Below are 23888 nucleotides of genomic sequence, written 5' to 3'. Positions count from 1 at the left end.
ATTAACCTTCAGCTTTAGGTTGAGCAGGGATTGCAGAACGCTGTGTCTGTTCGAGCACTTCGAGCAAGATTTCCTGAGTCTTGACCGCATTTTCCATGAGCACTTCGCTTGCGCGTTCGTGGAAGGCTTCAAGAGACTGGTTGAGGTGTTCAACAAAGTTGTCTTCTTCTTCGTGTTCTGCGGTATCGCCGGAGAGCTTTTCGAGAATCGTTTCAAGGCCGCTACGCAACATTTCGAGATTGGCGCTGAGTTCGGACTGGTTCACGCGCATAAGTTCTGCGGTTTCCACAATATTTCCGCCAAGAGCGTCCGTGGCTTCTTTTTCCTTGACCACGCGGTTGTCGATGCTTTCGGTGAGAGCTTTTTGAGCTTCGAGAAGCACGCTTGACGTTTCGGAAAGTTTCTGGAAAGCGCCGAGAATGTCGGAGGAAAGGGCGCCGAGCTTTTCGGAGACATTCTGCGAAAGTTCTGCAGAACCCGCCTGAGCCTTTTCGGCAACCTGGAGAGCCACGTTCTTGAGCGTTTCGAGACCTTCGCGCTGAGAATCCACGTTGGCAGTCGTCTTGTCTTCGAGACGCTGCATAAAGTCGGCCCACTGTTCGCTAGACTGCTTGACCTGTTCGGCAACGGAATCACCGATGCTCTTAGAAGCTTCGTCCATAGCATCCTTAGTAAGGTATGCCACATCCATCGTGCCCTTCGCCACATCCTGAAGGCCAGCCTTAACATCAGCAGCAACGCCGTCGAGGCCTGCTTTAACTTCAGAGGCGACCTTAGAAAGTGCGGTTTCCACATTGCCAGAAACTCCATCAAGCGAAGACTTAACGCCTGAAGAAAGACCATCGAGGCTTGCGTTCAAGGCAGCAGAAATGCCATTAAGCTTATCGTCGAGCTTCGACGGGATTGCCTCAACGGACTTGGAGAGCGCACCGATATTTTCGTTAATCGGGCTAAAGGCGTTCGTCACAGAAGCGCCAACGAGTTCGCCAAACTTCTGCGTCGATTCATTCATATTCGCCACAGCACCAGCGAGAGAATCGTTGACCGTCTTAATAGAAGAGGTCATTTCAGTAGAAACCTTCTGGACAGAATCAACGACATCTTGGTTCAGCTTCGAAGTCATGGCAGAGAGTTCCTCGCCCACCATCGAAACAACACCAGCCAAGCCTTCCTTCACGGAAGATGCAATCACGGACAAATTCTTTTCGACAGATTCAAAGAGGCGTTCGAGTTCGTTCTTGTCTTCTTCAATCACGCCTTCTGCGCTTTCGTCTTCTTGCATGTCTAGCGTGAATGTATCGAGGTGCGCCATGAATTCATCGCGCTTGGAGCTGAGTACCGTGCGGCTAGCGCTCAAAATCAAAGCGGCAAACAAACCACAAAGGCTAGTACCGAAAATGCCCTTCATGTTCTGGAAGAGCACCTGAATCGTATCGAGCGTGCCCTGCGTCGTGGAATTGTCAATTGCACCACCAGCGGTTGCCACAGACTGCATAAGGCCGAAGAACGTACCCATAAGGCCAAGGAGAATGACCGTCGAACCCACGCTGCGGTTGAGCGGAATCGAAGAACCCGACGAAAGCACGTCAAACGCAATCGGGGAATCCAGGCGGATGTTCTTTTGCAACAAACGCTTTGCAAGTTCAATTCTCTTCGCGACAACGCCCGTTCCCGGCTCCGGATAAGCGTTCCCTTTTTCGCAAGAATCGATAACTTCGTCTTCGGCGATAATCTGCTTCATCTTGCGGATGGCAGAAAATTGCTCCACCAAGTAAACAGCCATGATGGCGATCATGATGATCCAACCAAATGCCGGGGCGCCAAAGTAAAGAGCGCCTGCGATAAGGGCTATAAAACCCACCACCGTCAAAATAAGAATCGTATTGAATGCATTTTTCATTTTTTACCTACACATTCTGCGCTTGATAAGGAGCGACTGTTTCAAACAAGTTCAACTGACCGCGAGAGAACCCGCGAAGGAAAAGAGACCACTTGCTCTGGTACCATTCGATAACCTGAGTCGTAAGCCCTTGGGCGTAATCACAAAAATCATCCGTAAATGCAAGGAAGCAGTTTTCGTATGCGTAATGCGGGTTCCAGTAGCGGCCCACATTGCGGGCACAAGACATCGCGGACGAATAGTAACGGACCGGACCTTTAGAGGCAAACGCCGCCGCAAAACGTTTTTTCGCAAGCGAGTTCAAGGACGTACGGAGCGAGACAACCATGGCGTTTTCTTTTTCGCGAAGCGAAGCTTCAAGGCACGGCAAAAGCTTCGACACCGGGTCCACCGCACTTTCAGAAAGCCAATACTTGCAAAGTTTTTCTTGCAACTGCATCACACGGCCGTGCATACGCACAAACAACGGTTCGGCATCGCTCACAAGCAAGTGAATCGTCGCCGAATAAAAATTGTTGATGTCCTGCTTGTTGTTCTTGACCGTAAGAGCCCAGCCCTTTTCTTCATCATGGACCAAGAAATCACCGCCTTCAAGCAAGAGTCGCAAGACTTCATCTGTCGAGAAGCGCTGGATCCACTTGGCGCGGAACTCGCTATAAAGTTTTTCGCAATCCTTGAAAATCTGCGGGAAGCCCGATTCGCAAAGTTTCCAGGCAGACTCGCTGTATGAGATAAGTTCGGAACTGCCGACATTTGCATCCGGATTGTTGAGCATGGCGTCGAGATGTTCAAAGAGCGCAATCGACCACGTGACCATCATGGACTGAGAAAGCGTCGCGACAATAGCCGAGCGATTCGGACGCACGGCCAAGCGTACGCTTGCCCCTGTCATCTTACGTATGGCTCTACGGAAAGCTTCTTCCACGACTACCTCTTAGAAACGCGCTTCGATGTTGTGCCACACGTTGCGGCGGACGCGCTTTTTACTCGTCTTCAAATCAGCAGCTTCACTGCGGATATCGGATTCCTGATTATTGCGGATCAAGTCCGTATCGCCATCGAGCTTGCCTTCGGTTTCGAGATAAAGACCATAGACGTTTTCGGAGATGCTTGTACCGTTCGAAACGACACGACCGGCCCTCACAGACAAGGCATAACGGTTATGAGCAAACGTGCAACGGGCAAGCGTCACATTGGGGCTTTCATCGACCCAGAGGCCATAATAGTTATTGAAGAAATTGACGTTCTCGAGAGTACCGCTAGAACGGAAAATCGTATTGCGGAATGCATTCTCGACAGTCAAGTTCTTAATTTCAAAAGCCCCCGCGCTAGACATGATGTGGAAACCATTCCAGTTAGCCACGGAATCCGCTCCGCTAAAGACAACGGGTTTATCGTTTGTACCCGCAATTTTCACCGAGCCCTGAATCATGAGCTTTGCAAACTCGCCCATCAACACAGTCACACCCGGTTCAATGACTAGCGTATCCGTAGCGCCGACAACCACGCTCTGTTCGAGCACGTAAGGGCTATCCTTTTCTTGCAAAAAGACCTTGTTGTTTTCGGCCACCGGGAACGGCATACCCGAAGCGAAAGCCACACTAGCAATTGTCGCCACAGCCACGAGAGAGGAACAGATTAAATTTTTCATTGAACGTTCCTCAAGGTGATTTTCTGATTGACGTTCATGCTCGGAAGCGTATCACCAGCGACAAGGTCGCGAACATCAATAACTGCCACGAGATTCATTTCGGCAGACGAGATGATTCCATGAGTGACATCAAAGAGAACCATGCCATCGCCAACGACATAGTCGCTACTCTTCAGCTGTAAATTCGAAGTCGTGTCCGGGAGTTCGAGGTATTTCACACCCATATGGATTTTAGCCATGCGAACGCCATCCTGAAGGAAAACGTCTTGCAGCGTGAATGTCTTATAAACGGTCGTGGAACTATTACCCTTGCCGAAAATCGGCATCTGGCGTTCCCAGGATTCACCAAGCTTGACCGGCTTTTCGGGGAGAAGCGGCTGAGCCTTGAGGAAAAGCGGAATCAGATTCAGTTCGTCTTCGGAAGGCATATCAAGCGCATTTTCGATAGTCGGATCGGTGATGATGCCATCGTGATCGAGCTTGAACTGGAAATTCTGAATGGATAAATACTTTTCAATATTGCGGAATTCATCGACAGAGCGCTTGTCGCTGGTGTAATCGACGGAATCGATTTTCATCTCGAAGCGGCCCGAGCCATCGTCATACGACATGAGGAGGCTCATCGTGCTGCGAACATTCACGTGGGTTCGCATGGATTCAGGTTCGTTGATGGAATCGCCAGGAATGCTTGCATTCAGCGTCGATTCGAGAACGAACGTCTGCGGGGAAACGGTTTGCGTGTTAAAAGAAAGATGGATTTCGTTCCGTTCGCAGGAACAAAGTGTCAATAGCGCAATAGAGAGTGTTGAGAGCGCGGAGAATGCGCTAAACTTGGTAAAATTCATGCATTAAATTTAAGTAAAAAATATCACGGAGTAGGTGGTTTTGCGCCAGTATCGCCTTTTTCAAGGCGCATCTGCTGGAAAAAGCCTTTCAGAAGGCCAAGGCATTCGTCTGCGAGAACGCCACCCGTGACTTCAACCGCGCGCTTGAGAGCATTGCCGGTAATGACGTCGATGGTGGTGCCGCAGCCGCCGAAACGGGAATCCGGAGAACCGTAAACAATGCGGGAAACACGGCTATTGAGAATGGCTCCTGCGCACATAGGGCATGGTTCGAGCGTCACGTAAAGCGTGCAACCATCCAAGCGCCAGTTGTCAAGCGTGCTTGCGGCAGTGCCAATGGCAATGATTTCGGCATGGGCGGTCGCGTCCTTAAGCTGTTCGACTTGATTGTAGCCCTTCCCTATCACGACTCCGTCTTTTACAATCACGCAACCGATGGGGATTTCCTTCATGTCAAAAGCAATCTGCGCCTGACGAAGCGCCATACGCATGAAACGTTCATCATCAGACGAAAGACGTGGTTCGACAGGCTCACCAACCTTGGCGAGTGACGAGAGATTGGCGTTGCTATCGGTTACGTTATTCATACCTACTTCAACCCTCTTCCGTAGGCGCAGTAGGAGTCTTCTTGCATGTAGTCGCCATCGTGGTAGTAAGCGGCACGGGCGCGGCAACCGCCACAGCGGTCGTTGAATTTGCACTTACTGCAAGCGCCCTTGTATGCCTTTGTACGCAACTGCTTGAAGATTTCGGCATTTGCCCAGATTTCGTCAAACGGCGTATCGTGAACATCGCCCGCTTCTTCCATCATGTAAGCGCAGGGACGCACCTTGCCAATCGGGCTTACGATGCAGTAGTCAAGGCCCGCAAGGCAACCACGGCTGTAACGCGTCTTGATGTCGAGTTGGTCTGCAATGCGCAGGAACTGCGGGGCGCAAGTCGGCTTGACCGGGATTCCGAGCGTGCGGCTCTTTTCCATAATCTTGCGGAGGAGGCCTTCGTATTCGGCAACGCGGAGCGCATGGCCTTCGATTTCCTTGCCTCGACCCACCGGGATGAGGAAGAAGATCTGATGGTTCACGGCACCGATTTCCTTGACCCAGTCCATGATGTCGAAGATTTCGTTCTGGTTCCAGTCCATAATTGTTGTGTGGATCTGAAATGGGAGGCCAGCCGCCTTGCAGTTTTCAATGCCCATCAACGTGAGTTCAAAGGCGTTCGGAAGACCACGGAAATCGTTATGACGCTTGGGATCAATGCTATCAACGCTTATACCCATGGCCATAGCACCCGCTTCCTTGAGCTTGAACGCCAAATCGTGCGTGATGAGCGTTCCGTTGGTACCGAACACCGGGCGGAGTCCACGTTCGCGGGCATGAGCCACAAGTTCCACGATATCCGGGCGCGTCATCGGTTCGCCACCGCTGAAAATCATGATCTTGAATCCGGCCTTTGCAATTTCGTCAATGAGCTTGAGCGCTTCTGATGTCGTGAGTTCGGCAGACTTGTTTTCGCCTGCGTCCTGATAGCAGTGTTTGCACGTCAAGTTACACTTATTCGTTGTCATCCAAGAGACGATCATGCCATAGACCTCATTCAAAATGTTTTTCCACAAATAAATATAGAAAAAGCAAATATATCCTATTATACCACTATATAATTACATTTACTATAGCAAAAATACTATCTTAAAATAGAATGATCCGAAAAGGAGATTCCCGCTCAGTGGCGGGAATGACAATGCAGGATTAGAAATTACACTGTAGATTTTTATGAATAGAAGAAGAGTTGTTATTACTGGTATGGGTGCGGTGACCCCCGTAGGCAAGTCCGCCCCCGAACTTTGGAACGCCATTAAGGCAGGCAAATGCGGCATCGGTCCGATCACATTGTTCGATGCCACGAACTGCCCAGTGAAAATTGCGGCAGAAGTCAAGGATTTTAAGCCTGAAGAACACGGAATTGACCCGAAGGAAGCCCGCCGCATGGCACGCTTCACACAATTCCTCGTCGCCGCCGCAAACGAAGCAGTCAAGGACGCAAGCTTAACGAAGGAAGAAATCGCCGCCGACACGACTGGTATTGTCGCTGGTAACGGACTTGCTGGTATGGACGTTGTTGAAGAAACTTATTGCAAGTACCTCGAAGGCGGTCGCCGTCGCGTCTCGCCGCTCGCCATGCCCGAACTGATTGCAAACGAAGCATGCGCCAACGTATCCATCGCTCTTGGCATCACAGGCTCTGCCTGGACGGTCTGCACCGCCTGTGCCTCCGGCACGGACGCCATCGGCGTTGCCCTTGACGCCGTCCGCTCGGGTCGACTCGACGTCTGCCTCGCCGGCGGTTCCGAAAGCGCCATCACAGACTACTCCATCAAGAGCTTTGCAGGCATGCACGCCCTCACCGACAAGTTCAACGACGCCCCGGAAAAGGCTTCCCGCCCGTTCGACAAGGACCGCAGCGGTTTTGTCATGGGTGAAGCAGGAGCCATCCTCGTGCTCGAAGAACTCGAACACGCCAAGGCCCGCGGTGCAAAGATTTACGCCGAAGTCGCCGGTTACGGTTCTTCAGCTGACGCTTACCACATCACAAGCCCGCGCCCGGGTGGAGAAACTTGCGCCAAGGCAATGATCAAGGCTATGAAGGATGCGGGTATCGCCCCGACGGATGTGGACTACTACAATGCCCACGGTACCTCGACGCATTTGAACGACCTCACCGAAACGCAAATGCTCAAGATTGCACTCGGCGAACACGCCTACAAGATCAAGGTCTCTAGCACCAAGAGCATGACCGGCCACTGCGTCGGTGCAGCAGGCGTTATCGAAGCGATGATTAGCACGCTTGCCATCCGCGATTCGTTCTACCCCGCCACCATCAACCTCGACAACCCGGACGCAGAATGCGACCTCGACTACGTGCCGCACAAAGGCATCGAAGGAAACATCGATGTTGCAGTATCTGCATCGCTTGGCTTTGGCGGTCACAACGGTATCGTCGTCATCAAAAAATTTAAAGATTAACAAAGGAGCCGCTATGTCTGATTGGCTTTTCAAATCCTGGATTAAAGCAACCATTTGCAGCGCAATACTGTTCTTTTTCTACCACCTCTTCATTTCGCAGAAGTTGGAAGAAGAAGTTTCCACTAAAACTAAGGAACAAGAGTAGCTTATGGAACAGAATAAAGATATCGCCGACATCCAAGCGGCCGAAGCGACCTTCCAGAAGAAGAAGAAGTTCATCCTTTGCTACCACAGCTTTAGCGTGAACAACTTCAAGAAGGCGTCCGTCCAGATCAGAAAGCTTGCAGAAGCAGCAGGCTCCCCCATCAGCATTGCGGTCATCCCCGCTTTTGGTGCAGCCCCGGAATCCGAAGCCGAACAGTTCCGCGAAGAACTCGACAAGTTTGTCAAGGAAGGCTACGAGATCATGCTCCACGGTGCACGCCACCGCGCAGACCTCTCGCTGAACCGTAGCATTGCAGGCAAGCTAGCGCTCCTCGTTTCGAACAACGAAGCAGAATTTGCAGGCATCGACGAACGCTTCACGCAGGCGCTCCTCAAGCGCAGTCTTGCACTGTGGAAGGCTCACGGCAACGGCAAGCCCTCTGGCTTTATCCCGCCGATTTGGTTTGGCAACAAGTACCTCAAGGAACAGGCTCTCGAAATTTTCGACTACTACGAAGATTTCCACGGCATTTACCAAAAGGTCAAAGGCAACATCAAGAAGACGAATTCCGCAACGCTTAGCTTCTCGATTTTGCCCACCCCGATTCTCGGTATCGCGCAGACTTACGCCTGCCTTCGTATGCTCTTGCCGGGTGGAGTCCACCGTCTGGTGTTCCACGATAAAGACTTCAGAACGATTGGAGAAAAACGCATTTTGAACATGGTGCGCTACATTTCGACCTTGCGCGAAAAAATCATGTACAAGGACTTGTAATTTCAGGACTTCGCACAAATGATTTTAAATAAGTTTCTATTTAAAATTGATTACAAGTCTTATGAAGACTTGTATAAAAATTTCAAGATAACGATTCCGAACGATTTTAACTTCGCTTATGACGTTGTTGACGAATATGCCAAGACGGAGCCGAAGCGTGAAGCCCTCGTGTGGTGTGACGACAACGACGAAAGCCACATTTACACGTTCAAGGACTTGTCGCTTGCCTCCCAGCGCACGGCGAATTTCCTTGTAGAACAAGGTATCCAGAAGGGCGACCGCGTGATGCTCATTTTGCGCCGCCGCTACGAATTCTGGTTTTTCTTGCTCGCTCTGCACCGCATTGGCGCAATCGCCATCCCGGCAACGAACATGCTCGCCGCCGAGGATTTGGAATACCGATTCAACGCCGCCGAAATCAAGATGGTCGTAACATACGACGACCCCGCCTTGCAAAAGGAAGTGGACAAGGCAAAATCCAAGTGTGAATCGGTCGAAAAGCTCGTGACAGTCGGCCAGACCGCTCGCCAGAACTGGATTAGCTTCTACGACGACTATGAACTTTTCCCATCGACGTTTGAACGCCCCGTTGGCGATGCAGCTACGCATAACGACGACATCATGATTGTCTATTTCACGAGCGGCACGAGCTCAAATCCGAAGATGGTGGCACACACGTACACCTACCCGCTCGGACACATTGTAACCGCCAAGTACTGGCAACACGTTGTGGACGGTGGCCGTCACTTGACCGTTGCCGAAACAGGCTGGGCCAAGGCTCTCTGGGGCAAGATTTACGGACAGTGGATTGCTGGAAGCGCCGTATTCACTTACGACATGACCACGTTCATCCCGGGCAAACTCCTCGAGAAGATGGCGGAATACAAGGTGACGACATTCTGCGCACCGCCGACCGTATACCGCTACATTTTGCAGCATGGCCTCAGCAAGTACGATCTTTCGAGTTTGCAATACTGCACCACCGCAGGCGAAGCATTGAACTTGGATATTTACAACAGGTTCTATGAGCAGACGGGCATCCGCATGCAGGAAGGCTACGGACAGACCGAGCTTACGCTTACCACGGGTAACTTTGGCTTTAGCGAACCGCATCCGGGTTCTATCGGCAAACCCTCTCCAGGCTACCAGATGGAAATCATCAATGCCGAAGGTAAACCCTGTGCCGCCGAAGAAGTCGGTGAACTTATCATCAAGATTGACCAGGGCAAGCCTTTTGGCATGTTCGGCGGTTACTACCGCGATGCAGAACGCACCGAGAAAGTCTTTGAAGGCGGCGTGTACCACACAGGCGATACGGCTTACAGAGACAAGGACGGATTCTTCTGGTTCGTGGGCCGCACCGATGACTTGATCAAGAGCTCCGGTTACCGCATCAGCCCCTTCGAAGTGGAAGAAGTGTTGCACAAGCACCCTGCCGTTTTGGAAGTCGCTGTAACAGGCGTTGAAGATAAGTCTCGCGGTCAAGCGGTCAAGGCAACGGTCGTTTTGCAGAAGGGCTACGAAGCCTCCAAGGAACTTGCGAAGGAAATCCAGCTCTTTGCAAAGAACATTGCCGCAAGCTACAAGAGCCCGCGCATCATTGACTTTGTGACGGAACTGCCAAAGACGATTAGCGGAAAGATTCGCCGAGCGACCATCCGCGACAAGGATACCGCCGAGAATGTGACTGCGCCGGACGAAGCGAATGCGGAAAACGCCGCAAGCGAAACGTCTGAGGAAAAGTAATGAAAAACGCACCCTTCGGGGTGCGTTTTTTGCGAGATGTGTTCGTTTTAACAAGATGCGCGGACCGCTGGGAATGCGCAAAAAAATGCGCCGCCGCTATAATTTTTTGAACACGCGCTTCGCGGCTTCAATGGTACGGTCGATTTCATCTTCGGTGTGAGCGGCGCTCACGAAGATGGCTTCGAACTGGCTCGGCGCAAAGTAGAATCCTTCGTCAAGCATGCCGAGGAAATACTTGCGGAAAAGTTTCAAATCGGATTTTTGCACGTCGGCAAAACACGTGACCGGACCTTCGGTAAAGAAGATGCAGCCCATAGAACCGACTTGGTTTGTCGCAAGCGGAATCCCCGCTTCAGTTGCAGCGGTCTTAAGCCCAGTAATCAAGCGTTTCGTCATGGCTTCGGCATGCACGTAATGTTCAGGATGCGTTGAAAGTTCGCGCATCGTTGCAAGCCCTGCCGCCATCGCGACCGGGTTCCCCGAAAGCGTACCCGCCTGGTAAATTCCACCGAGCGGAGCAATTTGTTGCATCACGTCCAAGCGGCCGCCATAAGCACCCACCGGCATGCCACCGCCAATAATCTTGCCAAACGTCGTAAGGTCCGGCTTAATGCCATAGAGACCTTGTGCGCAATGAATCCCGACACGGAAACCGGTCATGACTTCATCGACAATGAGCAAAGCACCATGTTTTTTAGTTTCTTCGGAAAGCGTCTGCAAGAACTCCGGCTTCGCAGGGACAACACCCATGTTGCCAGCCACCGGTTCAACAATCACGCCTGCGATTTCGTCGCCAATCTTATCGAAAAGTTCCTTAACGCCAGCCACATCGTTGTACTGGAGCGTGAGCGTGTACTTTGCCAAATCCGCAGGCACACCCTTACTGCTCGGCTTGCCCGTCGTGAGCATTCCAGAACCCGCCTTGATGAGCAAGCTATCGCTATGGCCGTGATAGCAGCCTTCGAACTTCACAATCTTATCGCGACCGGTAAAACCGCGAGCCGCACGAATCGCACTCATCGTCGCTTCAGTGCCGCTGTTCACCATGCGAATCATCTCGACGCTCGGAACAAGCGACATCACAAGCTTTGCAAGTTCCGATTCAAGACCGCACGGGGCGCCAAAACTGAGGCCATTCTGAGCCGTATCGGCAACAGCCTTAATCACTGCATCGTGCGCATGCCCCAAAAGCATCGGGCCCCAGCTGCCCACGTAATCAATGTAATCGTTGCCATCCACATCGTAAATGTGGCTGCCCTTGGCACGCTTGATAAACGGAGGCGTCGCCCCCACATTGCTAAACGCACGCACAGGACTGTTCACGCCGCCCGGCATGAGCGTCTTTGCTTCTGCAAACAACTTTTCGCTCAAAGAGTGATTCATATAACTACTCCTTAACGATATGTACCACGCGCTGCGGGAACGGGATAGAAATACCGACTTCGTCAAAGCGTTCCTTCACAGCCTTCATGTACTTGCAACGCATATCCCAGTAATTTGCGGTCTTAACCCAGACTCTCATGTTCACGGCAACAGCGCTATCATCCAGCGACGAAACAAAGAACGACGGTTCCGGATTTTTCAGGACTTCCGGGTCCGCATTCACAAGTTGTTTCATTTCGTTCATCGCCTTTTCAGCAGAATCCGCATAATCAATGCCAAAAGCCAAATCAAGGCGGCGGCTCGGATTGCGGCTAAAGTTGACAATCGGAGCTCCCCACAGCATGCTGTTCGGAGCAGAAACGTAAAGACCATCCAACGAGATAAGCGTCGTGTTGAAAAGCCCCACGCCTACAATTTTTCCCTTCAAAGAACCACATTCGATATAATCCGAAGCGCGGAACGGATGGAGGAACAGCAAAAGAATTCCCGACGCAATGTTACCAAGCGTATCCTTCAAAGCAAGGCCAATGGCAAGAGAAGCAGCACCAATCACAGTCACGATTCCAGCGGTATTCACACCGAGAATATGCAGAATCATGAGCAAGCCGACAATGTACAGCGCATAAGAGAACAACGAATAAAGCAACGGCTTTACCGATTCATCTGCGCCCTTTCTAATCGCGAAACTAAGAATAAACTTTATAATCGCCAAGATAATGGCGATAACAATAAGCACTGTCGCAATTTCAACGATGTCCTGAGCAATAGCGTTTGTGACACCGAGATTTTTCAAGAAAGCTTCGTATTCTTTCATTTTAGCATCCCTTTTTAATTGTCATCCCGGACTCTGTTCCGGGATCGCCTTTTTACAAAATCTTATTTTACAGAATTTTATTTTCCAAAATTTCCTTGGCATGATACGTGATGATGATATCTGCACCAGCACGCTTGAACGCAATCATGTTTTCGCGGATAATCGATTTTTCGTCAATCCAGCCCATTTTTGCAGCAGCCTTGACCATCGAATATTCACCACTTACGTTATACACAGCGACCGGCACATTGCTGATTTCAGCCGTCTGGCGAAGCACATCGAGAAATGCGAGGCCAGGCTTTACCATCACGATATCTGCACCTTCTTCAAGATCAAGTTCCACTTCATGGAGCGCTTCGCGACCATTGCGCACGTCCATCTGATAGCTCTTGCGGTTGCCGAAATGCGGAGCGGAATCAGCGGCATCGCGGAACGGACCATAATAAGCGCTAGCGAACTTCGCGCTGTAACCCATAATCGGCGTATTTGTAAAGCCTGCATTGTCAAGAGCTTCGCGGAGAGCCGTGATGTGGCCATCCATCATGTCACTCGGAGCCACCATGTCGGCACCGGCAGCCACCTGCGAAACAGCGGTCTTAGCCAAAAGTTCAAGCGTTGGATCGTTATCCACATCGCCATCCTTGATGATGCCGCAATGGCCATGACTCATGTATTCGCAAAGGCACACGTCCGTAATCACGTACAAGCTCGGAAACTTTGCCTTGATAGCACGCACGGCCCGCTGCACAATGCCATTCTTATCATAAGCCGAAGTCGCCATTTCGTCCTTGTGATCCGGGATACCGAACAGCAAAATGGACTTGATGCCAAGCGCGACACAGCTTTCAAGTTCCTTCAAGATTTCATCAATCGAGAAACGGAACTGGTTCGGCATGGACGGGATTTCTTCTTTGACGCCCGTTCCTTCAACCACGAACATCGGGTAAACGAGGGCATCGGGATTTACAGCAGTTTCTGCAACCATGTTGCGGATAACTTCATTTCTACGTAAACGACGAGGACGAATAATCATAATAACTATTCCTTTTTGAAATCTTTTTCAATTTGCACAAGGTCTTCTGCCCATTCGGTCTGGATTTTCTGCTTGAGTTTCTTGGCGAGCGAAGGGGCACGGCCCTGCGTGGAGACGGTCACGGCAATGTTTTCGCCAAAATCCATGCGGGCAGGCACAATGAAATCACCATCGAGGTAATCGCAAGCATTATTCACGAGAATGCGACGAGCGCGTGCATCGTTAGAAACTTGGGCATTGACGGCAGGCTGGTCGGTACAAATGAAAACCATGAAAACACAACGCAAATCAAGCGGTTCGTAAGGGCGCTGCTTTAATGTGATAGAAGAGGGCTCTACAGATGCTGAATTCGAGAAACAACTGGATTCTTCACTTCGTTCAGAATGACGACAAAGCGCACTAAATTCGGGGTCGAATTGCGGAGCGACAACAGTAATATGAGCACCGGTCGGGATAAGCGTTTTCACCTTGCGCAGAGCAATGCGGCCACCGCCCACAACGAGAACGTTACGCCCTTCGAGATTCAGCTCGATGGAGAAGAGGTTTGAGCTATGGGAGCGCTCCTGTGGAGCTTTGAGTAGCGAGGTCACACCAGCGGCGCTTTGAGAAATTTCATTCTGTGCATTGCGAATACCGCACACAACCATGCTCGAAAATTCTTTCCAATCGCCAAGGCAAGGCAAAAGCGTAATCGGAATTTGCGGAAATTCCGCCTGCAATTTTGCAACCACTCGCGGCACATCATTCTTTGTATGCTGGCCATTCAACAGCAAATACGGCAGAAGCGTCACCGATTCTACGTCTTCGCGCAAAAGCGTGCGGAGGTCGTTTTCCAAATCTAACAAACTTGTGCTCGCCACGCGCGTACCCGGCAAGTCATGATGCAAGCGGTCGAGAATTTCTTCGAATCCTTTGTACGCACCCGGCAAAATGCAATGATGAGCGATGATAAGAATAGCTTTCATTAAGCATTCTCCCCCATCGTGTAATACTTCACGATTTTTTTGACGAGCGAATCCATCGTTGTTTCATCAGAGGTGACCGTTTCAAAGCCATGCTTTTTCGCGGAAGCTTCAGTCATGCGACCAATACAGAATGAAGTATGTGGGCAATGGTCAAAGGAGATCCCCGCCTTCGCGGGGATGACAGCACAAAAATTCTCGACAGCGCTAGAACTGGCGAAGACGATTGCATCGGCTGAGGCAATAGCTTCACATTTCCATTCAGGGAGTTCAGCAACCGGCAGTGTTTCGTAAACCGTCCAGCGGGTTGCTTTCGGTAAGAGTTTGAGCAAAGTATCGTCTGCAAGATTGCCTTGCAAAAGAAGAATACGAGATTCGTCGTCAACCACTTCGCGCAACAACAAACCTAGTCCTTCGCCGGTGTGGTCTTTAGGAACGTAATCGCAACGGATGCCGTATTCAAGCAACTTCTTTTCGGTGATTTTTCCGACACTTGCAATTTTCTTGCCAGCTAGAATGCGAATGTCATTACCCGAAGCGAGCAACTGCGTAAAGAAAGATTCAACACCATTCGTGCTTGTGAAAGCGAGAATGTCAAAATTTTTGAGGTCTTCGAATTCGACAGGCTCAGCAACCATATTTTCAGAAGAATTGGAGATGCCGGAACGGAGTCCGGCATGACAACAAGGGAAAACATCCCGTGTCTCAATCATCGGAGTTTCGATAACTTCGGCACCGAGAGCTGTCAGTCGAGCAGTAATCCCACTAGATTGTTTTGCGGCACGCGTTACAACCAAGCGCTTGCCCGAAAGCGGCAAATTCTTTTTCCACGCAAGAGTCTTGCCAAGTTCAACCACACCACCCATAATCGTAATTGCGGGTGCAGTCACATTTTCACGGACAATGGTCTCGCCCGCTGTTTCAAGCGTTGCCATAACGGTACGCTGGTTCGGGGTTGTCCCTTTTTCGATAAACGCAAGCGGAGTCTTCGGGTCTTTGCCACACTCGATTAAACGACGTGCAATAAAGTCCATATTGGCAATGCCCATCAAAAAGATGAGCGTCCCCTGGCACTTCGCGAGATTTTCAAAGTCTAAAGAAAGCGAATCACCAGCCTCGGCTTTTTCATGCCCTGTGATGATATGGAAACTTGTTGCAATTCCACGATGGCTCACGGGAATGCCCGCATAGGCAGGCACAGCGATGGCAGAGGTCACGCCAGGCACAACTTCAAATTCGACTCCAGCAGCGACAAGTTCCAAAGCCTCCTCGCCACCACGCCCAAACACAAACGGGTCGCCGCCCTTCAAACGAGCTACGGTCGCGCCCGGCATTTCAACGGCAAATTTTACCAGGAGTTTATTAATTTCGGACTGTTTCACCTTGTGGTGCGTCGGCATTTTACCCACATCCACCATCTTTGCTTTCGGATTACATAACGAGAGCACACCCGGTGAAACCAAACGATCGTAAACCACAACATCGGCTTTTTCAAGAATCGTCTTTCCGCGCACGGTTAAAAGCCCAGGATCGCCAGGGCCCGCGCCAATCAAATAAACTTTGCCAAAATGATTCGAATTTTCCATCGAAACCAAATTTAGAAAAACTTCGCCATTAAAATTTTGCCTATATTTTTTAGCATGAATAGTTCTAGAGCAAAGCTTCGCGACGAAGTCTATACACAGATGATGTGTGCCCAGGCACGCCTTTCCAAAGACCAAAACACCCAAATGGGTGCCGTTCTTGTGAGCGCCGACGGGCGTGTTATTAGCACGGGTTACAATGGAGCTCCGGCCGGATTCGACGACGAGACCGTTCCGTACACGCGCGAAAAGCAACTCCTCGCTTACGATTTGCTAGACGCCGACTCAGGTGAGCTTTTGAGCCACCACGAATTCGAGGCGAACAAGTATCCGTTCATGGTCCATGCCGAAATCAACGCGCTCCACTATGCCCGCGGTAAGGTTCCTCCGGGTTCCAAGCTCTACGTGATTGGATTTCCGTGCGAACGCTGCTCATTGGACATTAGCCTTTCGGGCGTTGCCGAAGTATTCGTGACCAAGGACGATTACGATCCGAAGTCCACGCTGAACAACAGCCGAGATACAGCTTATTACATGTTCGCACAGGCTGGAATTATCGTAACGCTTTGCGGCAAACGAATCAAGCCCGTTGTATCGAAGCCTGAAAAAAAGTAACGTATAAATTGCCACGTTGCTCTGCGACTCGCAATAACGAAAAGATTTGACTAAAGAAAGTAGTCCCGCACATCCAAAATGCGCGGGATTTTTTTGCGATACAAGATGGCGATTCCGCCCCGAAATAAAAGCAACCAAGGCGAACGCTGCGAAAATGCTTGCATTTTCATAGCTGAGCCGAAGGGCTTTGTACTTGTACAAATCCGGGGTGACAAAAAGGCCAGGAAGACAGCGCTATTTATAATTGCTTTTGAATTTCGCGGGCAAGTTCAACGCCCAAGTTCTTAGCATGCAGAACGCAATCCGCAGAGTTCAAATCAAGCGCGCCCGAGTTTTCTGCACGGAGCAGTTTTTCTGATTTTTCGTCCCAGTAAATACCGCGGATTTTCAAAGTCTGCGCAATTCTATTAGCATTCTCTTCGAGTGCGCCACAAGTGCCGCGATTTTTAGCACTATCATCGGAAATAAATTCCGCGAAACTTGCCACCGGGAATTGGCAACCGGCATTGAGCGCCTTTAAATACGCCATTTCAGCAGAAGCGATGCAGAATGTCGCAACATCGTTCACGCGAGCGAGAATCTGCGCAAGGTCGTTACAAATCGCCCTCGATCCTTCGACTTCGCACACAGTGCTTCGCTCAGGATGACAAGTGTCAGAATCGGCAAGAGTTTCAATCGCGAGGATTCCCTGACCACTTGCGGGGAGCATCTGTTCGGTGCTAAAATATTCCGTTACCTGGTCAGCAAGCCCCATACGCTTAAGCCCTGCCGCCGCAAGCACAACACCATCAAGTTCCGCAAGTTTGCCAATGCGAGTCTGGATGTTTCCGCGAATCGGCACATATTCCAAATCCGGGCGGAGCGCTTTGAGCTGTACCACACGGCGAATACTACCCGTACCCACGCAAGCGCCAGCCGGCAAATCCATAAAGCGGACCCCAGCAGCACCACCACGCGAAAGGAACGCATCTCGCGGGTCTTCACGTTTGAGGACTGCAGCAAGTTTGAACTGCGGCAGCACTTCGGCAGGCATATCCTTCAAACTGTGAATCGCAATATCGGCACGATCTTCGAGGAGTGCAATTTCTAGTTCCTTGATGAACACGCCCTTGCCGCCAAAGCTCGCCAACGACTTATCCAAACGACGATCGCCTTCGGTTGTCATAGAGACTAGCTCATAAGTCAACGGTTCTGCAGCCGCATTCGCAGCGACAATAGCATCTGCCGCCATCGTCGTCTGGGCCAAAGCCAAAGCGCTCTTGCGCGTTGCAATACGTAATTTCAAGTCACTCACAGCAAGCCTCCTCTAATTTCTAGGAGATTTCGAATCCAAACACTTCAGGAAAACCTGCACATCTTCAGGAGAATTTTCGGCTTTGACTTTATACAGAAAGTCATTTGCCATTTTCTTCGCAAATCGTTCGTACATCATCTGGATGCGGTGGCGATCATCTTCCGAAAGTTCCGGCATAGAGCGCAATAACTTTTCAGATTCTTCATTTGCCGTCGTAAGCATTTTCTCGGCATGCAAATGAATTTGCTTAGAAACCTCGTCCATGCGGTTCCAATGCAAGAATTCGTCGAGACCTTCTTTCAAGATTTTCTGAGCCGCATCAAGTTCAATCATGCGCAAACGCCGGTTTTCTGAGACGATTTTTTCAAGGTCATCAACGCAGACGTATTCAACACCCGGAAGTTCGCCAATAGAAGCTTCAGCATTGCGCGGGCTACCGAGATCGATAATCAATCGCTTTGAAGGGGTGGTCACAGCAGACAAACCTTCACTGGATGGGGCTGCATGCAGCCCCAACTCTTCGGCTCGGTTATAAAAATGATCTTTTTCATTTTTGCAACGCTCGCCTTCTGAGTTGTCTTCGCGATACACAGGATGATATAAAGCAAGAGCCTTAACAAATTCATCTTTCGTCACAATCGGTTCCTGACAAGCGCTGCAAAGAATCACGACATCGCACTTGCCAAGAACTTCGTAGCGGTCTTCGAATTTCACAGGAGTAAGCACATCTGCAAATTTTTCGGCATTCGCAAAAGTCTTGCTACTTGCAAAAATCTTGGTCGTATTCTCTTGTACATATTTGAGCATCAACGAACCCATTTCGCCAAGCCCCACGATGTACACAGTACGATTTTCAAGATCGTCAAAAGTCTTCTGCACTTGTTTCATCGCCAAGAACGGAATATTGCAACTGAGCTTGCTCAAATTCGTCTCAGTCTTGATACGCTTTGTCGTATGGATTGCGCTCTGGAAAAGCTTGTTCAGCGTATTGCCCGTCGCATTCAGCTGGTGAGCCGTTTCGTACGCACGACCAATCTGGTGCAAAATCTGATCCTCGCCCATGGCTACAGAATCAAGACCCGCACACACGTTCATCACATGGTGCGCAACATCATCACCCGACTTAAAATAAAAGAACTTCGCAAAATCATCGTAGTCTTGACGGGCAAGTCCACACACATAACGAACGAGTTCACCATCAGTGATTTCACGGTCGCTCGCCACATAGACTTCCGTGCGGTTACACGTTGCCAAAATCAAAAGTTCATCAAACGGAGAATGCGTCAACGCCTCGGTCTTTACATCCATCGGGATATAAAACTTTTCGCGAATCGCGATTTCAGCCACCTTGTGGCTCATGCCTGCCATGTAAATTTTGCGCATAGTCCAAAGATAGAAAAGATTGGACTACGCAAAAAATCTAAAGCTCGTTTTCTTGAGTTCCTTGAGCGAATGGAGAACGACGTATTCCGGATTATCAAGCAAAGCCACGGATTCTTTGATATAGCTGTTCAATTCTTCGGGCGTCTGAGCATGCATCATTGCATACAAATTGTAAGGAAAATTTTCAAAAACCGGACGCTCGTAACAATGCGAAACAAAATGCTTTTTCGCAAGAGATTTAATTTTACTGGATTCTTCGTCCCTTCGGTCCTCAGAATGACGAGAGAAGCACACCATCGCATTGCATGGGAAACCCGCATCTTGATGACGGAGGATTGCTCCAAAGCGACGCATGCGTTTGGCGGCAAGGTCCTCGCGAAGTTCATCGCAAGAAACGCCCCAATCCTTAAACGGAGTGAGCGTATGCGGGATGTCATCACAAGCGATGTGGATGCGCGACTTGTCGGAATCATCGAGCGTTCCGGGGAATTTACTGGATTCTTCGGCCCTTCGGTCCTCGGAATGACGATTTGTTCCCTTCCCCATCACCGTATTGATTTTATACTTTTTCGTGGCGGTGAGGACATGGACATCGTGCAAATCCGTTTGCAAACACATGCGGTCCACAACAGCCTGGATTGCAGATTCATTTTCAGCAATGACCGTAAACCAAACATTGTATTCGTGACTACGGATGTAATTGTGCGTAATCGCGGGTTCGCTCATCACGACTGCAGCGAACTTTTCCATCGGCGTTTGCGCATGATGTTCTGCCGAAAAATCATTTTCCGACGCCGGAACCTTCCCTGCACAAAGTCTCGAAATAAAGCCGAGTTTCTTGGAATCGTACACGCCACCGATACGGCGAATTACGCCAGAAGCGCGCATTTTCTCAACTTCGTCAAAAACTTCTTGTTCAGAAACGTTCAACATTTCCGCAAGCGCCTTATACGGGCGCTCCACCAACGGAAAGCCGTCTTGAATAATCGCGAAAAGTTTTTGGCTCAGCATTTGCGGCACTTCGCGAGGGGCTTTACAGCCCAATTTCTTCATCCGTCAAATAGCAAGCGGGGTCTTCGGCCCAGAAGTCACCAGTAACGGCTTCGGCACGCGTACGGAAATTGCCGTTGCACAAATTCAAGTAAGCACACTTCGGACAACGCCCCTTCAAAAGCGGTTTGCGGTTCTTGAGGCCAGCCATAATCGGATTTGACAAGTCTGTCCAAATGTCGCCAAAACTGCGTTCGCGAACATTTCCGAGCGTGATATATTGCGTAAACTGGTCCGGATGCACATTGCCAATGCTATCGATATTGCCAAATGCCATGCCACTGCGGTTGCCACCGTTCATCTTAATCAAATCCAAAATCTTTTCGGCGCGTTCCGGATCTTCGCGCTTCATGCGCTGGTACAGATAAACGGCATCGGCATGGTTATCGACGGTCAAAATTTCCTTGTTCACGCCGCGCTTCTTAAAGTCCAAAGTGCGGTCAATAATCAAGTCCATCACCTTGCGGCTCTCTTCGTGATTCAAGTCGTTATCGACCATCGCACTTCCGCGACCGCTATAGACAAGGTGATAGAAACAAACTCTATCAATGTTTTCCGCTTCGAGCAAATCGAAAATGGCGTTCAAGTCTTGATAGTTGTACTTCGTAATCGTAAAGCGGAGCCCAACCTTCTGGCCCGTCGCCACACAATTGCGGATCCCGTGCAAAGCCATCTGGTACGCGCCCTGCTTGCCGCGGAACTTGTCGTGAGTTTCTTCGCAACCATCCAAGCTGATGCCCACATAGCCAACGCCCATCGCCTTGAGCTTCTGAGCCACATCCGGCGTGATGCAGGTGCCGTTCGTCGAAATCGTCGGGCGGATGCCCTTGCTTGCCGCGTAGTTCGCAAGTTCAAAAAAGTCTGGGCGCAAAAGCGGTTCGCCACCGCTGAACAAAATCACCGGCACATGAAAATCCGCAAGCTGATCAATAAGCTTGATTCCCTCTTCGTGCGTAAGTTCGTTCTGGTACTTAATCGCCTCAGAACGCGCATAGCAATGCACACACTTCAGGTTGCAAGTCTTGGTGCAGTTCCACACCACCACCGGGCCACGTCCTGCGCCCACACCATTTGTCGCCTTGTGCGCATGAGGTTGATAACGAAGAGAATCCCCAAAATTCGGGGTGTCCATCAAAAGCTTAGTGATACTGATCATGGGCCCAAATCTAGAAATTTTCGGCACCCTCACAGAAAACCGAACTTCTGTTTTTAAGTTGAAAATATTGTTATAAGGTGGGAAAAACGATTTACCTTTTTAAATATTCTCTTTTCCGCTTTGGGCGTTCCCCGTGCATACACGGGGCGGGCTATATTTTAGGGACTGTTGGTTTTACTTCGCTCACCACCAGCCTCCTAAAACGGAGCCTTGCAAGCAAGTCTCCGCCCCAAGGGGTCACTATCCCTAACGCGAAATTATTCTTTCAAAAAAAATGCAAGATTTTTAAATACATCAAAAAATCTACTTGACATATTTTTCACTTACAAACAGCAGAATATATATTAAAGACATCAACTAAAAAACACAGGTTCCGTATGCCACAGAAAAATGGACTTATAGAGGAAAAAGATTTAAACGGTAAAGTTGTAAAATCAACAGAATGGCTTAATGGCAAGAAAAACGGTTGGGAAACTATATACGACGTCAACGGAAACTACGTAAAAAGAATTCAGTATTTATCCGGCAAAAAGGTTATCGAAGACGAGTATTACAAAGGGATCCTTTCAAAACATACACCTTTTGCCAACGGAAAAAAAGAAGGTATCGTTATTGAATACCAGAATGGCATCAAAATTTTAGAAACTACATATGCTAACGGAAAAAAAGATGGTCTCATTTTAGAATACTACCCTGATACAGGTCGATTGAAAGCTGAAAAAAAATACATAAACGGAAAAAGAATTTTTCAATATGAAAAATCATACTATCCAAGCGGAAATTTTTGTTTAGACAAAGATGATTCTTACGAAATTCACTATCTCGTAGACAATAACATTCCTTCATACAAAAGATATCTAAAAGGATTAGGTGTTGTTCAAGAAGATACTTTTTATACCAATGGCCGTATCTGCTGGACAAAAATTTACAAACCAACATATAAAAACATTTACTATGATCTCGAAGGAAACGAAATTGATTTTGAAGCCTATCTTAAGCTATGCGATTACGTCAATTTTCCAAAAGAAGAAGTGGAGTTAATGAAAGAAGATCCTTCTATGTACTTCGATGAAGATGACGAAAATTATGAACTTGCAAATAATATTGAAAACGAAGATGTAGCCAATAATTACTGTATGGCCATGCAAGATTTATGCGAAATTGCAGAATCGTTAGATTTACTAGGGCTAATCACAGTGGAAAGTGTAAAAGAAAAGCTGCATACAGCAGTAGAATCATATCGTTTTGCAAGAAAAAACTTTGAAAACGTATTTGGAGAAATACAAAACAATTCAATTGTTCAATAAAAATGTAATTTGAAATCCATGAAATCAATCTGCGGAATTTATAAAATCACAAACTTGGTTAATGGCAAAAGCTACATTGGCCAGTCTATCAATATTTCCAACCGTTGGAAGCAGCATACACAATCACTTGATAAAATCAAAAATATTGATGAGGAAAATCCGCTCCGCAGAGCATTCTGTAAATACGGTCTGACCCAACAGATTTCACAACCTGGAACCTATGGGAATTTTAAATTTGAAGTTCTTCTAGAATGCGATAGAGAAAGCCTAACAGAAAACGAATACGCAAAAATTGACGAGTTGCAACCCGAATACAATAGAATGATGTGTCCGCCAAGTCCGGACAGGATGTGGCCTCGAAAAGAAAATTCTTCTGAAAAATGTTGCTATGTTCAATACCATAATTTTAACGCATTAAACCATCTACCCGGAGAAGATACTTTTTTTTACAATATCAACGAAGATTCGTATTCCCTAGTCTCACAAAAAAGAGATTGTTTAAAATTGAAAGGCCAAAAGATTTATTTGATCGTTGGAATAAAGCAGCAAGGTCACAAGAAAAAAGACTTCTTTTTATGGGAATACACTCAAATAGAAGAAATAACATTTACCAAATCCATGCATGGACCCGATTATTCGTTAAAAGGAACTCGATTTATTTGCAAGGAACCAATTTATCTAAACGATTTATCTGGATTTGATTATTTTGCAAAACACACTATGGGATCTTTTGCCTATGGAATGCAAAATGCCATAAACGATCCCTTTTGTAAATATATTCTTAATGAGTCAAATTTCATTCAAATCAATGATGTAGCTAATAAACTAAATTGGCTAGCCAATTTTGAGAATCAACTCACTGATAAAGATTTATGTCTAACTAAAAAAACAAATGATATTATAGATTTTGACTGGTATTGGATTTGGGATAAAGATCAAACTAGCATGTTCTTCAAAGATCAATATAACAATATTTTCACTTGGAATCCAAGCTTTATTCTTAAACAATTCGAAATTTTACGGAAGAAAATTCCAAGTATACAAGAAATTCTCTTTCATTTGAACGAAAACATTTCTCTATTTGCCAAAACTTTTCCCGACATTCGCTGTTTTGTCATTTACAGCCCTAAACACACACATGAATCTTGGAATGATGTCATAAAAGAATTCAAAAAACACAAGAACATCGAATTACGCTCATTAGATTAGGAAAGGATATATCAT

General features: G+C 48.5%; 22 protein-coding genes. 7 read left to right on the top strand and 15 right to left on the bottom strand.

From position 1 onward, the window contains the following. Window position 1: 1 nt before the first annotated feature. The 6 genes from CRN95_RS09095 to nirJ2 are packed head-to-tail and all read right to left on the bottom strand — an operon-like array spanning window position 2 to window position 5978. Window positions 2–1900 (bottom strand): fimbrial protein, encoded by a 1899-nt coding sequence (locus CRN95_RS09095; protein WP_097020670.1) that lies wholly within the window; start codon window positions 1898–1900, stop codon window positions 2–4. 7 nt (window positions 1901–1907) lie between these two features. After that, window positions 1908–2825 carry a hypothetical protein gene (locus tag CRN95_RS09090; protein ID WP_014545122.1) on the bottom strand — a complete coding sequence of 306 codons (918 nt, stop codon included), beginning with the start codon at window positions 2823–2825 and terminating at the stop codon, window positions 1908–1910. Between the two features lie 9 nt (window positions 2826–2834). Next, window positions 2835–3551, bottom strand: a complete 717-nt coding sequence (locus tag CRN95_RS09085) for a right-handed parallel beta-helix repeat-containing protein (protein ID WP_097020669.1) — start codon at window positions 3549–3551, stop codon at window positions 2835–2837. Then, entirely contained in the window at window positions 3548–4396 is an 849-nt protein-coding gene (locus tag CRN95_RS09080) for a hypothetical protein (protein WP_088631232.1), read from the bottom strand. Before CRN95_RS09080 ends, CRN95_RS09085 begins: the two co-directional genes overlap by 4 nt. A 23-nt stretch (window positions 4397–4419) precedes the next feature. Beyond that, window positions 4420–4983 (bottom strand): tRNA adenosine(34) deaminase TadA, encoded by a 564-nt coding sequence (gene tadA / locus CRN95_RS09075; protein WP_235002967.1) that lies wholly within the window; start codon window positions 4981–4983, stop codon window positions 4420–4422. Between the two features lie 2 nt (window positions 4984–4985). Then, window positions 4986–5978, bottom strand: coding sequence for a putative heme d1 biosynthesis radical SAM protein NirJ2 (gene nirJ2 / locus CRN95_RS09070; RefSeq protein ID WP_088631233.1), 993 nt, complete (start codon window positions 5976–5978; stop codon window positions 4986–4988). A 190-nt stretch (window positions 5979–6168) separates the two neighbouring features. Between nirJ2 and fabF the strand changes: the two genes are divergently transcribed. The 4 genes from fabF to CRN95_RS09055 are packed head-to-tail and all read left to right on the top strand — an operon-like array spanning window position 6169 to window position 10084. Beyond that, window positions 6169–7419 (top strand): beta-ketoacyl-ACP synthase II, encoded by a 1251-nt coding sequence (gene fabF / locus CRN95_RS09065; RefSeq protein ID WP_088631234.1) that lies wholly within the window; start codon window positions 6169–6171, stop codon window positions 7417–7419. A gap of 13 nt (window positions 7420–7432) precedes the next feature. Next, the gene (locus CRN95_RS15085; RefSeq protein WP_254917976.1) at window positions 7433–7564 is read left to right on the top strand and encodes a hypothetical protein; all 132 of its coding nucleotides are present in this window, start codon (window positions 7433–7435) and stop codon (window positions 7562–7564) included. Window positions 7565–7567: 3 nt separating this feature from the next. Continuing rightward, window positions 7568–8338, top strand: a complete 771-nt coding sequence (locus CRN95_RS09060; protein ID WP_015732489.1) for a polysaccharide deacetylase family protein — start codon at window positions 7568–7570, stop codon at window positions 8336–8338. Window positions 8339–8356: 18 nt separating this feature from the next. Beyond that, on the top strand, window positions 8357–10084 hold the full coding sequence (locus CRN95_RS09055; protein ID WP_088631235.1) for an AMP-binding protein: 1728 nt from the start codon (window positions 8357–8359) through the stop codon (window positions 10082–10084). 96 nt (window positions 10085–10180) lie between these two features. Here the strand turns inward: CRN95_RS09055 and hemL are convergent, their stop codons facing one another. From hemL to cobA, 5 genes are all read right to left on the bottom strand, one after another. Then, window positions 10181–11467, bottom strand: coding sequence for a glutamate-1-semialdehyde 2,1-aminomutase (gene hemL, locus CRN95_RS09050; protein WP_097020668.1), 1287 nt, complete (start codon window positions 11465–11467; stop codon window positions 10181–10183). Between the two features lie 4 nt (window positions 11468–11471). Next, window positions 11472–12281: a mechanosensitive ion channel family protein gene (locus CRN95_RS09045; RefSeq protein WP_097020667.1), complete on the bottom strand. Its 810-nt coding sequence runs from the start codon at window positions 12279–12281 to the stop codon at window positions 11472–11474. Window positions 12282–12348: 67 nt separating this feature from the next. Continuing rightward, entirely contained in the window at window positions 12349–13314 is a 966-nt protein-coding gene (gene hemB / locus CRN95_RS09040) for a porphobilinogen synthase (RefSeq protein WP_088631238.1), read from the bottom strand. Between the two features lie 5 nt (window positions 13315–13319). Beyond that, window positions 13320–14279, bottom strand: a complete 960-nt coding sequence (locus tag CRN95_RS09035; protein ID WP_097020666.1) for an NAD(P)-dependent oxidoreductase — start codon at window positions 14277–14279, stop codon at window positions 13320–13322. Further along, window positions 14279–15862, bottom strand: a complete 1584-nt coding sequence (gene cobA / locus CRN95_RS09030; RefSeq protein WP_088631240.1) for a uroporphyrinogen-III C-methyltransferase — start codon at window positions 15860–15862, stop codon at window positions 14279–14281. The genes CRN95_RS09035 and cobA overlap by 1 nt, the downstream gene beginning before the upstream one ends. 54 nt (window positions 15863–15916) lie before the next feature. On the opposite strand from cobA, the gene CRN95_RS09025 reads away from it, so the two are divergent. Next, window positions 15917–16474: a CMP deaminase gene (locus tag CRN95_RS09025; RefSeq protein WP_085490262.1), complete on the top strand. Its 558-nt coding sequence runs from the start codon at window positions 15917–15919 to the stop codon at window positions 16472–16474. Between the two features lie 238 nt (window positions 16475–16712). On the opposite strand, the gene hemC is transcribed toward CRN95_RS09025, so the two are convergent. From hemC to nirJ1, 4 genes are read right to left on the bottom strand one after another with little or no spacing between them, the layout of a single operon-like run. Beyond that, a complete protein-coding gene (hemC, locus tag CRN95_RS09020; protein WP_097020665.1) occupies window positions 16713–17768 on the bottom strand; it encodes a hydroxymethylbilane synthase in 1056 nt (351 codons plus the stop codon). Window positions 17769–17780: 12 nt separating this feature from the next. Then, window positions 17781–19151: a glutamyl-tRNA reductase gene (locus CRN95_RS09015; RefSeq protein WP_088631242.1), complete on the bottom strand. Its 1371-nt coding sequence runs from the start codon at window positions 19149–19151 to the stop codon at window positions 17781–17783. A gap of 24 nt (window positions 19152–19175) precedes the next feature. Beyond that, complete coding sequence (locus CRN95_RS09010) at window positions 19176–20204, bottom strand: Lrp/AsnC family transcriptional regulator (RefSeq protein ID WP_088631243.1); 1029 nt, start codon at window positions 20202–20204, stop codon at window positions 19176–19178. Further along, window positions 20185–21357 carry a putative heme d1 biosynthesis radical SAM protein NirJ1 gene (gene nirJ1, locus CRN95_RS09005; protein WP_097020664.1) on the bottom strand — a complete coding sequence of 391 codons (1173 nt, stop codon included), beginning with the start codon at window positions 21355–21357 and terminating at the stop codon, window positions 20185–20187. Before nirJ1 ends, CRN95_RS09010 begins: the two co-directional genes overlap by 20 nt. 377 nt (window positions 21358–21734) lie before the next feature. On the opposite strand from nirJ1, the gene CRN95_RS09000 reads away from it, so the two are divergent. Beyond that, window positions 21735–22664 carry a toxin-antitoxin system YwqK family antitoxin gene (locus tag CRN95_RS09000; protein ID WP_088631245.1) on the top strand — a complete coding sequence of 310 codons (930 nt, stop codon included), beginning with the start codon at window positions 21735–21737 and terminating at the stop codon, window positions 22662–22664. Window positions 22665–22682: 18 nt separating this feature from the next. Then, window positions 22683–23873: a GIY-YIG nuclease family protein gene (locus tag CRN95_RS08995; RefSeq protein ID WP_097020663.1), complete on the top strand. Its 1191-nt coding sequence runs from the start codon at window positions 22683–22685 to the stop codon at window positions 23871–23873. The last annotated feature ends 15 nt before the right edge of the window (window positions 23874–23888 follow it).

It is taken from the genome of Fibrobacter sp. UWB16 (assembly GCF_900215325.1).
Classification (GTDB): Bacteria; Fibrobacterota; Fibrobacteria; order Fibrobacterales; family Fibrobacteraceae; genus Fibrobacter.
The sequence above is the reverse complement of the archived record's forward strand: the minus strand, read 5'-3'. Positions and strand labels throughout refer to the sequence as shown.